This window comes from Anoxybacillus sp. EFIL (assembly GCF_013096955.1).
Taxonomy (GTDB): Bacteria; Bacillota; Bacilli; order Bacillales; family Anoxybacillaceae; genus Anoxybacillus; species Anoxybacillus ayderensis.
The window spans coordinates 80,113-93,181 of the sequence record NZ_SDLH01000010.1; the positions used below are offsets into that span (position 1 = coordinate 80,113).

General features: G+C 42.1%; 11 protein-coding genes, 17 tRNA genes and 2 rRNA genes. 3 read left to right on the forward strand and 27 right to left on the reverse strand.

The window, feature by feature from the left end:
* Positions 1-88 precede the first annotated feature (88 nt).
* From trmL to queG, 3 genes are read right to left on the reverse strand one after another with little or no spacing between them, the layout of a single operon-like run.
* A complete protein-coding gene (trmL, locus tag ES017_RS13405; RefSeq protein WP_370627970.1) occupies positions 89-562 on the reverse strand; it encodes a tRNA (uridine(34)/cytosine(34)/5-carboxymethylaminomethyluridine(34)-2'-O)-methyltransferase TrmL in 474 nt (157 codons plus the stop codon).
* Positions 563-573: 11 nt separating this feature from the next.
* Positions 574-1,431, reverse strand: a complete 858-nt coding sequence (locus tag ES017_RS13410) for an amidase domain-containing protein (RefSeq protein ID WP_042534640.1) — start codon at positions 1,429-1,431, stop codon at positions 574-576.
* A gap of 57 nt (positions 1,432-1,488) precedes the next feature.
* Positions 1,489-2,625, reverse strand: a complete 1,137-nt coding sequence (queG, locus tag ES017_RS13415; protein ID WP_042534642.1) for a tRNA epoxyqueuosine(34) reductase QueG — start codon at positions 2,623-2,625, stop codon at positions 1,489-1,491.
* 60 nt (positions 2,626-2,685) lie between these two features.
* Between queG and ES017_RS13420 the strand changes: the two genes are divergently transcribed.
* Positions 2,686-3,348 (forward strand): B3/B4 domain-containing protein, encoded by a 663-nt coding sequence (locus tag ES017_RS13420; protein WP_042534643.1) that lies wholly within the window; start codon positions 2,686-2,688, stop codon positions 3,346-3,348.
* Positions 3,349-3,428: 80 nt separating this feature from the next.
* On the opposite strand, the gene ES017_RS13425 is transcribed toward ES017_RS13420, so the two are convergent.
* A tRNA-Gly gene (locus tag ES017_RS13425) sits at positions 3,429-3,502 on the reverse strand.
* A gap of 600 nt (positions 3,503-4,102) precedes the next feature.
* Between ES017_RS13425 and ES017_RS13430 the strand changes: the two genes are divergently transcribed.
* Both ES017_RS13430 and ES017_RS13435 read left to right on the forward strand, forming a co-directional pair.
* On the forward strand, positions 4,103-4,519 hold the full coding sequence (locus ES017_RS13430) for an SRPBCC family protein (RefSeq protein ID WP_042534645.1): 417 nt from the start codon (positions 4,103-4,105) through the stop codon (positions 4,517-4,519).
* Positions 4,520-4,522: 3 nt separating this feature from the next.
* On the forward strand, positions 4,523-4,843 hold the full coding sequence (locus ES017_RS13435) for an ArsR/SmtB family transcription factor (RefSeq protein WP_035047942.1): 321 nt from the start codon (positions 4,523-4,525) through the stop codon (positions 4,841-4,843).
* 37 nt (positions 4,844-4,880) lie between these two features.
* Here ES017_RS13435 and ES017_RS13440 read toward each other — a convergent pair whose 3' ends face one another.
* The 23 genes from ES017_RS13440 to ES017_RS13550 all read right to left on the reverse strand — a co-directional run.
* Complete coding sequence (locus ES017_RS13440) at positions 4,881-5,921, reverse strand: LacI family DNA-binding transcriptional regulator (RefSeq protein ID WP_042534647.1); 1,041 nt, start codon at positions 5,919-5,921, stop codon at positions 4,881-4,883.
* A gap of 90 nt (positions 5,922-6,011) precedes the next feature.
* Positions 6,012-6,845, reverse strand: a complete 834-nt coding sequence (locus tag ES017_RS13445) for a carbohydrate ABC transporter permease (RefSeq protein ID WP_042534649.1) — start codon at positions 6,843-6,845, stop codon at positions 6,012-6,014.
* A gap of 20 nt (positions 6,846-6,865) precedes the next feature.
* Positions 6,866-7,792 (reverse strand): carbohydrate ABC transporter permease, encoded by a 927-nt coding sequence (locus ES017_RS13450; protein ID WP_042534651.1) that lies wholly within the window; start codon positions 7,790-7,792, stop codon positions 6,866-6,868.
* A gap of 60 nt (positions 7,793-7,852) precedes the next feature.
* Entirely contained in the window at positions 7,853-9,142 is a 1,290-nt protein-coding gene (locus ES017_RS13455) for an ABC transporter substrate-binding protein (protein ID WP_042534652.1), read from the reverse strand.
* Positions 9,143-9,311: 169 nt separating this feature from the next.
* Positions 9,312-10,673, reverse strand: a complete 1,362-nt coding sequence (locus tag ES017_RS13460; RefSeq protein WP_042534655.1) for a GH1 family beta-glucosidase — start codon at positions 10,671-10,673, stop codon at positions 9,312-9,314.
* Positions 10,674-10,970: 297 nt separating this feature from the next.
* A tRNA-Leu gene (locus tag ES017_RS13465) sits at positions 10,971-11,055 on the reverse strand.
* Positions 11,056-11,106: 51 nt separating this feature from the next.
* Positions 11,107-11,192: transfer RNA gene (locus ES017_RS13470), tRNA-Leu, on the reverse strand.
* A gap of 11 nt (positions 11,193-11,203) precedes the next feature.
* A tRNA-Cys gene (locus ES017_RS13475) sits at positions 11,204-11,277 on the reverse strand.
* 11 nt (positions 11,278-11,288) lie between these two features.
* Positions 11,289-11,360, reverse strand: a tRNA-Gly gene (locus ES017_RS13480).
* A gap of 5 nt (positions 11,361-11,365) precedes the next feature.
* Positions 11,366-11,440 (reverse strand) — tRNA-Gln (locus ES017_RS13485).
* Positions 11,441-11,457: 17 nt separating this feature from the next.
* A tRNA-His gene (locus ES017_RS13490) sits at positions 11,458-11,533 on the reverse strand.
* Positions 11,534-11,543: 10 nt separating this feature from the next.
* Positions 11,544-11,617: transfer RNA gene (locus ES017_RS13495), tRNA-Trp, on the reverse strand.
* A gap of 4 nt (positions 11,618-11,621) precedes the next feature.
* Positions 11,622-11,706 (reverse strand) — tRNA-Tyr (locus ES017_RS13500).
* 5 nt (positions 11,707-11,711) lie between these two features.
* A tRNA-Thr gene (locus tag ES017_RS13505) sits at positions 11,712-11,787 on the reverse strand.
* A 58-nt stretch (positions 11,788-11,845) separates the two neighbouring features.
* A tRNA-Phe gene (locus ES017_RS13510) sits at positions 11,846-11,921 on the reverse strand.
* Between the two features lie 159 nt (positions 11,922-12,080).
* Positions 12,081-12,156 (reverse strand) — tRNA-Asp (locus ES017_RS13515).
* Positions 12,157-12,161: 5 nt separating this feature from the next.
* Positions 12,162-12,238 (reverse strand) — tRNA-Met (locus ES017_RS13520).
* Between the two features lie 11 nt (positions 12,239-12,249).
* Positions 12,250-12,325: transfer RNA gene (locus ES017_RS13525), tRNA-Val, on the reverse strand.
* Between the two features lie 6 nt (positions 12,326-12,331).
* Positions 12,332-12,403, reverse strand: a tRNA-Glu gene (locus tag ES017_RS13530).
* A gap of 21 nt (positions 12,404-12,424) precedes the next feature.
* Positions 12,425-12,515 (reverse strand) — tRNA-Ser (locus ES017_RS13535).
* A gap of 5 nt (positions 12,516-12,520) precedes the next feature.
* Positions 12,521-12,595 (reverse strand) — tRNA-Asn (locus tag ES017_RS13540).
* A gap of 31 nt (positions 12,596-12,626) precedes the next feature.
* Positions 12,627-12,743 (reverse strand): 5S ribosomal RNA (gene rrf / locus ES017_RS13545).
* A 92-nt stretch (positions 12,744-12,835) separates the two neighbouring features.
* Positions 12,836-13,069: ribosomal RNA gene (locus ES017_RS13550) — 23S ribosomal RNA — on the reverse strand; the annotation flags it as partial.

Consider the following 13,069-nt stretch of genomic DNA (forward strand, 5'->3'; position numbering starts at 1 on the left):
ATTTTCGCCTTCTTGGCTGCGATCTTCACAGCAGGATATAACGATAAGCCGGAAGTAAAAAATTAAGCGACTTTCATTCGAAAGTCGCTTAAAATACATTTGGAAAGTTTTGTTGTCTTAACGCCTCATATACAAGAATGGCTGCTGTGTTCGATAAATTGAGTGAGCGAACGTATTCGTTCATTGGAATGCGTAAACAACGTTCCATATTTTTTTCGATTAAGTCTTTTGGCAAACCGCTCGTCTCTCGACCGAAAACGAAAAAGTAATCTTTCGTTTGATCACTATAGTCAAACGATGTGTAATATGTTTGACCAAACTTTGTAATAAAGAAAAATTCGCCTTCTTTATATTTATCAAAAAGCTCTTGTAATGAATCGTAATAGTGAATATCTACATATTCCCAATAATCTAATCCGGCACGCTTCAACATTTTGTCATCCGTTGAAAATCCGAGTGGACGAATTAAATGTAAAGACGTTCCTGTTGCTGCACATGTACGTGCAATATTGCCCGTATTCGCTGGAATTTCTGGTTGATATAAAACGACATGTAAAGCCACGTTCTTCACCCCTATGCATGATCAATAATATGAAAAAATTTATATTGAATATTTGGCGTATAAGCCGTGGAATCTTCATACGACCAATAACGCATGCGACTATTGGACGTATGGGCATTTACAAGCGGCATCCCTTGTTTATCTTTGGCGACGACGATCGTCGTATGATCAAATCGACCGTCCCCTTGAAAATCATAACAAATGACATCACCGAGAGACAACTGTTCTGGTGATTTTTTTTCAATAGCTTGAATGCCCGTTTTCGATCCGCTTAAATACCAACGAAACGCATGTGCGACCGTCCACGTATAGCTCCAATCGTTTTTGCGCATCCACCATCCTTTTGTTTTATTTGGATAGCCCATCATCGGAATGCCGCCTGCATGCAAACATTGTGAAACAAAATTTGTACAATCCACGGGAAATGTATGAAACGCGGGGTTATGATCGTTCCACCATATTTCAGCATACCGAACGGCTGCTAGTCGATCATACGTATAACGGATGCGTTCATCATCATCACGTTCTTCTTTCTTTTCGATTTGTTCTGTTTCAATCATTGGTAAAACAAGGCGATGGCTAACAAGTTCCCGCCCCTCGAATACAGCTTCGCGTACCTCTTGTTGTTCTTCAACATACATCCATCCGCTTTGCCAAATGAAAAAACGAAAATGAACAACATAGCGAACGAACGTATGCGGAGCAATGTACTTTTTTTCGATAATTGTACCTTTTCCTTCACATTTCACAAGCTTTGCATTCCGCTTAGCCAGCAGCTTTCTTTTTCGTTCCATTTCTTCATCTGCCACGTCGCTGACAAAAAAATGACGAATGCGTTCATGAAGAAGATCGTGCAGTTGTTTTCTCATTCCGTTCCCCACTTTTTCGTTTTTTATTACGTTATGTCATAAACGGACGAAAAACGACTACACGTTTTCAAACATCGCTAATGCTTTTTCGATTTCACGAATGACGTCTTCATCTTGTTCCCTTTGTTTCGCTTGTTGTAGCATCGGCACAACTTTACGATTCCCGATTTTCCCAAGCGCCCACGCGGCCGTTCCGCGAATGACTGGACGTGAATCTTCGCGAAGCAACGTGAATAAATCATCAATTGCGCTTTCATCTTTATAGTGGGCTAATGCAATGATCGCATTCCGTTGAATCGGTTTTTTCCCGCGCCATGCGCCAGATATATGTCCAAATGTTTCTTTAAACTGACGATTTGTCATACGAAGAAGCGGTTTTAATAAAGGCTTCACAATCTCTGGATCTGGCTCCATCTCTGGATGGAAGTGAAAGTCTTTTCCCTTATTTTTCGGACAAACGAGTTGACACGTATCACACCCATACAATCGGTTTCCGATTTTATCGCGAAATTCATCAGGGATAAACGTTTTCGTTTGCGTTAAAAAGGCAATGCACCGCTGTGCATTCAACTGTCCGCCTTGTACAAGCGCTCCTGTCGGACAAGCATCAATGCAGCGCGTGCACGTCCCACATTCGTCTTCAATTGGCGTATCTGGAGGAAATGGGATATTCGTAATCATTTCACCTAAATAAACGTATGAACCAAATTCATGTGTAATAATCGAGCAATTTTTTCCACTCCATCCGATCCCTGCCCGTTCCGCGACCGCACGATCTGCCAATTCTCCTGTATCAACCATTGATTTCACTTTTGCATCTGGCACGCGTTCTAAAATAAATTGTTCTAATTTTTGCAGCCGCTCGCGCAAAATGACGTGGTAATCTCGCCCCCAAGATGCTCGACAAAAAATTCCGCGACGCTCTTTTTTTGTACTTCGTGGAGCATTTTTTAATTTTGACGGATATGCAAGGGCGATAGCGATAATAGAACGTGCTTCTGGAAGCAATAAAGATGGGGTTGTCCGCTTTTCAATGTCAGGCTCTTCAAATCCTGATTGATAACCAAGTTGTTGCTGCTGACGCAACCTTTCTTTTAATTCAAAAAACGGATCAGCACTTGCAAAACCGATTTTATCAATGCCGATCGTTCGGCTATATTGAATGATTTCTTCCTTTAGTGCTTCAACGTCCATCTCCCATCCCTCCTTCCCACTTTGTTTATGTTACAATGTAAAGAAAAAGGAGTGAACGATATGTTAACCATTTGTGACAGCATTAAACAACATATTCCTCATTTTAAAATCGGAGTGCTTACATATGAACACATCGTCGCCGGGCCATCTCCTAGCATGTTAAAGGGGAAACTTCGTCAATTTCAAGAGCTGTTATATTTTGATATGGAACAAACTCCGTTAGCTGAATGGCCAGAAGTGAAAGAATGGCGGTCTGTATTTAAACAAATTGGCACAGATGCAAGCCGATACCGTCCGTCATCGGAAAGTTTGCTTCGGCGCGTACAAAAGCAAACTTTTATTCCATCCATTCATTCAGCTGCTGATGTCAATAACTTTTTTTCCTTATATTATAAACTACCGATCGGCATTTATGACCGAGATCATCTCATAGGAGATATCGTGATCACGATCGGTACACAAGCAGATGAATATATCGGCATCAATGATCGCACGACAAATTTTGAACGAAAACTTGTCTCAAAAGACGCTAAAGGGGCATTCGGCAGTCCAATCGTCGACTCAAAGCGAACGATGGTTACGGAACAAACAACACATGCGATTCAAATCGTGTACTTTCTCCCATCATTTACAGAAACACAATGCGAACAAATGCTACAAGCGATGAAAGAGATGTTTATCCAAATTCACGGCGGTACAGCACATACACAACTCGTTAAATAATGCATGCGGGGCAAGCGAAATAAAAAAACGCAATGCCCCGTTCATCTTCGAAACGAAACACTGCGTTGTCCCCGTATGTATGGAGCGGGTGATGGGAATCGAACCCACGACATCAGCTTGGAAGGCTGAGGTTTTACCACTAAACTACACCCGCATAGCAACTTGCTTTTTCTCTATGACTTTTCCCACGCTCAACTATGCCTCTTCCTCTACTCGCTTATTCAATGATGATGGATGCGTCGAGGCAACTCGCCGATTACTCGACGATGTGTCGCTCGTGGCTGAGGTTTTACCACTAAACTACACCCGCACGATAAATCACTCACATAACCATCTTTTACTTCTACGCTTTGTCACGCCTCTTCCTCTACTCGCTTATTCGATGATGATGGATGCGTCGAGGCAACTCGCCGATTACTCGACGATGCGTTGCTCGTGGCTGAGGTTTTACCACTAAACTACACCCGCACATGCAGAAAAAGTAGAAATTTGTCGAATAAGATGCAAAAATAAAAAACAGGAATCCCTGTTTTTTAATTACGTTTTACATTATATCGACTCCCCTGTGACAAGTCAATACTCTGTTCAAAACTTTTTCAAAAACATCATCTATTTTCCCGATAAAATTTATACATATCGAGACAATAATAAACATGGTGCATGTGACGAATGAAGAAGAAATTTGACATAACACCTAAAGGTTTCATATAATCTAAATGAAACCAAAAGGTTATATATCTGAGGAGGATCATTGATGAGCCAAAAAGTGCAAGATATCCAACAAACGATGATCATCGAAGCGCCAATTCAAAAAGTATGGGACATTGTTTCTACATCCGAAGGAATTGCCTCATGGTTTATGCCAAATGATTTTCAGGCGATTGAAGGACATGAGTTTCACTTACAAACCCCTTTTGGACTTTCTCCATGTAAAGTGTTAAAAGTGGAGAAGCCTCATCTTCTTTCTTTTTCATGGGATAAAGACGGATGGATCGTTTCCTTCATGTTGAAAGACTTAGGCGACAAAACAGAATTTACTCTTGTTCATGGAGGATGGGGAAGCGCAGACGATATCCTTCCGAAAGCAAATGAAAAACAATCTATTGTTCGTGATCGTATGGCAAACGGATGGACAGGAATTTTAGAAAAGCTTCGAAAGGTTGTGGCATAATACGTGGAGCCAACAAAAAAGCATGATGTTTTTCAAGCAATTGCAGACAAAACAAGAAGAGATGTCTTACGTTTGTTGGCAGAAAAAAAAGAATTACCGATCTCTGCGATTGCAGCGCATTTTCCAATTAGCCGTACGGCTATTACTAAACATTTAAACATTCTCGCCGAAGCAAATTTAGTCCAAAGTCGAAAATCAGGACGAGAAAAAATTTATCATCTCCATCCTGAACCGTTAACAGAATTAAAGCAATGGCTGTCATTTTATGAACGTTTTTGGGAAAATAAACTATCTATTTTAAAACATGTTGTTGAAAATGAGTAACCCCCTATGTTTGTAACGATAGGGGGCTTTTCCTTGCTTACATCTTCCCAGACATTAATCCGTACAATCGATTGCTCCCACAAGATTCACGAATAATCAATTCCGGTTCAACCATAACCGCTTTCGGCTGAAATTGGCGGTGTATAATATCCCTTAACATATATGCAGCAAGCCGTCCGATTTTCTCTTTATCTTGACGAACGGAAGTTAAAGGGGGATCGGTATAATTGCATGCATCAATATCATCGCACCCAACGATCGCAATATCTTCAGGTATTTTTAACCCGTGTTCCTTCACCGCTTTCATTGCACCAAATGCCATTAAATCCGATGCTGCAAATACCGCTTCAGGATGATGTGACGAGCGCAATATTTTTTTCATCGCCTCATAGCCACTTTCCATAAAGAAATCCCCTTCGGCAAACCACTCTTCATGAATCGTTAACCCAAATTCCTTCATTGTATTACGAAATCCTTGTTCGCGAATTTTTGTCACTTGCGCGCCCGGCAAACCACCAATGTAGCCGATATTCCGATAGCCACATAAGTAAAAATGCTCTACTACTTTCGCAGAAATTTTATAGTTATCTGTCATAATGTACGCAGAACGATTCCCTTCAAGCGGAATATCTATCCCGATACATGGGATGTCGCTCATGTCTAAACGATAAATAGATGGCTGCACTTTTTCACCACTAATAATGATTACTCCATCTACTTTATAGCGCATCGAACGCTCATAATAATCTTCCTCCCCTTCTTCAAATTGTTCGTTTGAAAAGAAGAGGAGGTCATAACCGAACATTCCCATTGTTTTCTTGAAAGAGTTCATCACTTCAATAAAGAATGGATGGTTAAAATCGGCATTGATCTCCCCGGCGTAAATAACACCAACTACTCTCGACTTATGAGCGGTATCTTTTTGAATGCGAGCAGCCACATACCCAGTCTGCTCCATAATTTCCAGCACTCTTTTTTTTGTTTCTTCACCGACATCATGATAGTTATTTAATACTTTTGATACCGTACCTGGTGACACACCCGCTAATTTTGCAATTTCTTTAATGGTAATTTTCATACGATCCCTTCTTACCTTCATTAATCTTGCCCTTATTATAACATAAATTTTCTGTTAAAAATGAATGCGCTTTAGTTAGCGGCTATGTCACTATTGTTTGACCGATCCTTGCGTCAAGCTTGAAATGAACAACTTATTAAACATTAAAAATACGACGACTAAAGGCAATGTTGCCCAAAATGTTCCCGATAAAATCATGCCATAGTCTTTCACGTATGCGTCTTGAAGAGCACGAATAGCAATTTGAATCGTGTAGCTTGACTCGTCTCTTAACACAGTTAACGGCCATAAGAAATCGTTCCATACGAACATAAATGTTAAAATACCAAGCGTCGCAAAAGCTGGTAAAATCGAAGGAACAACGATATTCCAATATACACGGAATATACTGCATCCATCAATTTTTGCTGCTTCAATTAGTTCATCGGGAATCGCATCTTTAATATATTGACGCATCCAGAAAATACCGAACGCATTCACTAAACCTGGAATGATAATTGCTTTTAAATCGTTTAACCAACCTAACTTTGTAATAATGAAATATTGCGGGATTAATCCTAATTGTGGCGGAATCATCATCGTAATTAAAATGACAGCAAACAGCTTTTCTCGCCCTTTAAACTGCAACTTAGCAAATGCAAAGCCTGCTAAAGAACTAAAGAATAACACCCCCAGCGTCGTTAAGCTAGCAACAACAAAAGAGTTCCACATCGCCCCGAAAAAGTCGACGTTTTCTAATACGTTTCGAAAGTTTTCTACTAGCTTATCTCCCGGTACAACAGCTGGTGGTAATTTGTTAATGACATGGTTCGGCTGCGTTGCCATGACAAACATCCAGTACAACGGAAAAACAGATAGTAACGCACCGATAATTAACAACACATGGATTGTTACTTTATTCACAAATCCTTTTTTACGTAACATCTTTATTCACCTCCATGTTTTTACTTGCCCGATTTATCTAAACGATTGGACGCGAAAAAGTTAATTGTCGTAAATACAATGATGAGTAAAAATAGCGAGACGGCTGTCGCAGATGCTGTTCCGAACGCGTTATTCGAGAACGCTTCTCTCCATAAGTACAACACGATCGTCATGCTTTCTTCTCTAAATCCACTGCCGAAAATAAGCGGTTCCGCAAAAATTTGTAGCGACCCGATCGTTGCTGTAAATACGACGAATACGATAATTGGCTTTAACATCGGCACAGTGATGAAAAGAAACTGCTGCCATTTTTTCGCTCCGTCAATTTCGGCTGCTTCATAAAGATCTTTCGGAATACTTTGCAATCCTGCTAAGAAAATAATCGAGTTATATCCAACCCATCTCCAAAAAATCATCGTCGCAATCGCAATTTTCGCTCCCCATTCAGACGTTTGCCAGCTTACTGGCGAAATTCCAAACAAGCTAAGTGTGGCGTTTACTAACCCTGCTTCTTGTTCGCTAAATAAAACGGTAAAAACAATCGCCACCGCAACAATCGACGTTACGTTTGGTACAAAATAAGCGACACGAAATACACTTTTAAACTTGACCATCGCTGAATTTAAAGCAACGGCTAAAATTAAAGCGGCGATTAACTGTGGACCTGTTCCTAATAAACCGATTACAATCGTGTTATAAATCGATTTCCAAAATAGTGGATCAGTAAAAATGAGCGAAAAGTTTTTCACTCCGACAAATGTCATTTCACCGAACCCATTCCATTTTTGAAACGCTAAATAAAAGCTAAACAGCATTGGAAAAGCGCCGAAGATCGCAAATAAAAGAAAGAAAGGAGAAATAAATAAGTAGCCAGCTAATGCTGTTTTTTTCTTATCACTCAATCCTTTTGGACGGACAGTTGCGTTTGTATGATTATGGGATACCATTTATATTTCCCTCCAAAAATCATAGTAGGGGGAAGGGAATAAATCCCTCCCTCACGTGTTTTATTGACGTTCAAGTTGACGTTTAATACGTTTAATTGCTTCTTCCCATTCTTTTTCTGGGTCAGCTTTTTTCTTCTGTACGTTTGTCAACGCCTTAATGATTTCGCCTTGAACGAGTCCGTAGTTTTTACCCATATACACTGTTTTTACTTTTTGTGCTGCTTCTGCAAATACTTGAGCTGTATTTACTCCACCAAAGTACTCGTCTTTGTAATCTTTAAACTCAGGTGCATCATATACAGAAGGAGCAGATGGGAATAAGCCCATATCTTTAAACGATTTCAATTGTTGTTCTGGCGCTACGAGCCATTGAATGAAGTCATATGCTTCTTGCGGATGCTTCGATTCTTTTGGAATCGTTAAATAAGAACCGCCCCAGTTTCCTGCTCCACCTGGCATGTTTGTAATGAGCCACTTGCCTGCTGAATTTGGTGCGTTTCCTTTCACAACTCCTTGCATCCATGCAGGTGCAAGCAACGTCGCATAGCTTCCTTTTTCCATCGCGTTACCCCATTCTGGAGTCCACAATCCGTTGCTGCCAAGGTAACCTTTTTGAATTAAGCTAACTGTATAGTCGTACGCTTGTTTAATGTACGGTTCTTTTTCGATAAGCAATTCTTCTTTTTCGTTAAAATATTGCACAGGAGCTTGGTCACGTAATGCGTTGTACACAAGTTCAACGTTGTCTGCAATTGGTTTTCCTGTTTTTTCTTTAATTGTTGCAGCTACTTCTGCATATGCATTCCAGTCTGGAATTAACTTTGCAACTTCAGCTGGATCTGTTGGAAGTCCTGCTGCTTCAAACACGTCAGCACGATAAAACATAGCTGTTGGACCAATATCTGTCGGAAGACCAAATAAGAAGCTTCCATCAGCGCTTTCACCGATGCGCCATTTCCAATCTAAATACTTATCCTTAATGTTTTTTGCACCAAAATCGTATAAGTTATAAAAACGATCTTGTGCCTCACGATAACGTTCAATATTGTTTACTTCAATCATCGCGATGTCCGGTGCGCCACTTCCTGCTGATAACGCTGTAAATAATGCGTTATGATGATCGTCAAACTGCGTTGATTGAATTTTAATTTCAACATTTGGATGATCTTTCATATATTCTTCAGCTAGTTTTTCATAACCAGTGCTTCCGAATACCCACATGTTCAACTTGACTTTTTCACTTGAACCTTTATCTTTTGATTCGTTCTCACTTTGAGATTGATTGCTGCACGCTGTCGCGAACATAAAGACAACTGCTAACAACAACATGAGAGCTCGTTTCTTCATCATTCTTTCCCCCTCGCTTTTTCACAATATGTGTTCATACCGTTTACACCTTTCATTTGCCCATTTGCTTGTTTCACGTTATAATTCCTTTAGTTTTCTTCGTAGTAGCGGCCAATCCCCGACACTTCCCGCTATGACGAAGAAAACTTCTTCCCTTCCCCCATCACCTCCTTTATTTGTCATTGTCTACTTGCAATCCGTTGTTTATAATCGTTTCCTTGTACCATAATGCACTCTTTTTCGGGATGCGCTCTAGCGTTTCATAATCCACGTATACAATCCCAAAGCGCTTATCATATCCAAATGCCCACTCAAAATTATCGAACAGCGACCATACATAATATCCTTTTAAATTGACGCCTTGTTCAATCGCGCGGTGGCAAGCGATTAAATGCTCCCGTATATAAGCAACTCGCTCATCATCTTCTACTTCACCTTGTTCGTTGACGCGATCTTTGTATGCAGCACCGTTTTCGGTAATGTATAATGGAATATCGCCATAATCTTTTTTCAATCGCACCATTAAATCAAACAAACCGTTTGGATTCACTTCCCAATTCATATCCGTCACAGGTCTTCCTGTGCTCACATGTTCAAATACGATCGGTTCACGGTCACCTGTTTTCCAATCTTTTAATGTTGCTGTTGAATAATAGTTAAATCCGAAAAAGTCGATCGGTTGCTGAATCGTTTGTAAATCTCCCTCTTTGTAAACGTCTGGTAAATAATCTTTATACACTTCTAACATATCTGCTGGATATTGTCCCTTAAATACAGGATCTAAAAACCAACGATTCATAAAGCCGTCCCATTTTCGAGCGGCATCAACTGCTTTTTCATCTTTCGGATCGACCGCATATCCAGGTGTCAAATTCAACGTAATACCAATTTCCCCATCTTTCGAACCGATTGCTCGAAACGCTTTTACCGCTTCCCCGTGTGAGAGAAGAACATGATGTGCTGCTTTTAAAAATGATGTAAAGTTTTGAATCCCTGGGGCATGTTCGCCATTCCCATATCCTAAATAGGTGACAACCCACGGCTCATTATGCGTAATCCATTTTTTCACGACATCCCCAAGATTCTCGTAAAGGAAAGCAGCGTATTCTTGGAAGTAGTGAACGATATCACGATTTTCCCAGCCACCTTTCTCTTGAAGAGCTTGTGGCATATCCCAATGATAAATGGTCAACATTGGCTCGATACCGTTCTCTAGCAATTCATGTACAAGACGCTTATAAAAATCTAAACCTTTTTCGTTAAACTTCCCTGGCGTTTCACAATAAAGTCTCGCCCAACTAGTCGAAAATCGATACGCTTTCAAATGAAGCGCTTTCATTAATGCGATGTCTTCAACATAACGATTGTAATGATCAATTGCGATATCGCCATTATCCCCATTCGCTACTTTGCCAGGAATGCGGGAAAAGTGATCCCAGATCGAGTAAATTTTATCTTCTCCAGTCGCTGTTCCTTCAATTTGATACGATGAAGTTGCAGCTCCCCAAATAAAATCTTTCGGAAACTGAAGCATAATTTCGAACCTCCTGCGAAATTTTTCGTAAAAAACAAATCAAAAAAGCGCTTTCTTTCATTTGTTTCGTAACTTAATCATAATAACAATTGACGCATAAGTCAATAAAATCTTTCGCCCTAAACGAAAAATTATAATAAAACATGAAATAAATATATTTCTTCCACGAAAATTTTCGTAAAATATAAAAGCTAAAAGGATGAAAAAGTAAAGCTGGAGCGTCCTGGAGAAAAGAAAAAGTATAAGAAGAAATAAAAAAAGGATCCCTGTGTGCAACAGGAATCCTCAAATATTCAGTGCCGATGGTGGGAGTCGAACCCACACGGGGGGCTACCCCACACGATTTTGAGTCGTGCGCGTCTGCCAGTTCCGCCACATCGGCATGAGGCAATTAAATTGTATCATGCAAACTTGCTTTGTCAAGACTTTTCAGTGCCGAGGGCCGGACTCGAACCGGCACGGTAGTCACCTACCGCAGGATTTTAAGTCCTGTGCGTCTGCCAATTCCGCCACCCCGGCGCATAAAAAAATGGAGGCGGCAACCGGATTCGAACCGGTGGTAAAGGTTTTGCAGACCTCTGCCTTACCACTTGGCTATGCCGCCATAAAACGAAGAGCGGAAGACGGGACTCGAACCCGCGACCCCCACCTTGGCAAGGTGGTGTTCTACCACTGAACTACTTCCGCATATATGGCTGGGGTAGCTGGATTCGAACCAACGCATCACGGAGTCAAAGTCCGTTGCCTTACCGCTTGGCTATACCCCAACGTTTTAAAATGTATATGGGGCGACTAGTGGGAATCGAACCCACGAATGCCAGAGCCACAATCTGGTGCGTTAACCACTTCGCCATAGCCGCCATGTTTTTTTGGCAGGGGCAGTAGGAATCGAACCCACACCGGAGGTTTTGGAGACCTCTGTTCTACCATTAAACTATGCCCCTAAAATGGTGGAGGGGGACGGATTCGAACCGCCGAACCCAAAGGGAGCGGATTTACAGTCCGCCGCGTTTAGCCACTTCGCTACCCCTCCGCGGATGGTGCCGGCTGCAGGACTTGAACCCGCAACCTACTGATTACAAGTCAGTTGCTCTACCAATTGAGCTAAGCCGGCATAATATGAAGTGCATCAAACTTTTAGATGAAACAAACTAAGCCGACATCATTCAAAATGGTGGCTCGGGACGGAATCGAACCGCCGACACAAGGATTTTCAGTCCTTTGCTCTACCGACTGAGCTACCGAGCCATATAGATAGTAGCTTCATCCTTAAATTATTCAGAAGCACAACGTCCTTCGTCCCGCTCTCAGTTTGCTTACTCAAGATGTGGCTCGAGCGGTACGCTGTAGCCTTGCCAAAGAAGTCGATTCAAACGTGCTCTACCGACTGAGCTACCGAGCCATACATGGCGGTCCCGACGGGACTCGAACCCGCGATCTCCTGCGTGACAGGCAGGCATGTTAACCACTACACTACGGGACCAATATTGGTTGCGGGGGCAGGATTTGAACCTGCGACCTTCGGGTTATGAGCCCGACGAGCTACCTGGCTGCTCCACCCCGCGATAATAACATATGGTGGAGGATGACGGGATCGAACCGCCGACCCCTTGCTTGTAAGGCAAGTGCTCTCCCAGCTGAGCTAATCCTCCAAAAGATGACCCGTACGGGATTCGAACCCGTGTTACCGCCGTGAAAGGGCGGTGTCTTAACCACTTGACCAACGGGCCATATATCATTTCCTAAGTGGCTGGCGGAGAGCAAGGGATTCGAACCCTTGAGACGCTCATCACGTCTACACGATTTCCAATCGTGCTCCTTCGACCACTCGGACAGCTCTCCGTAAATGGCTCCGCAGGTAGGATTCGAACCTACGACCGCTCGGTTAACAGCCGAGTGCTCTACCACTGAGCTACTGCGGAATAATAACAAAAGTGATTCATTCATCATCTTGCCCGGCAACGTCCTACTCTCGCAGGCGGTGTCCCGCCAACTACCATCGGCGCTGGAGAGCTTAACTTCCGTGTTCGGTATGGGAACGGGTGTGACCTCTCCGCCATCGTCACCGAGCAATAATGCTTTAGACAAATGTTATTATAACGGAATATTTTTTGTTGTCAAGCATTTTTTTATTCCTTCAAAACTAGATAACAGGTGTGTGCTTAGTTAAGTCCTCGATCGATTAGTATCCGTCAGCTACACGTGTCGCCACGCTTCCACCTCGGACCTATCTACCTTGTCATCTTCAAGGGATCTTACTCGCTTGACGCGATGGGAAATCTCATCTTGAGGGGGGCTTCACGCTTAGATGCTTTCAGCGCTTATCCCTTCCGCACATAGCTACCCAGCTGTGCCCCTGGCGGGACAACTGGTACACCAGCGGTGCGTCCATCCCG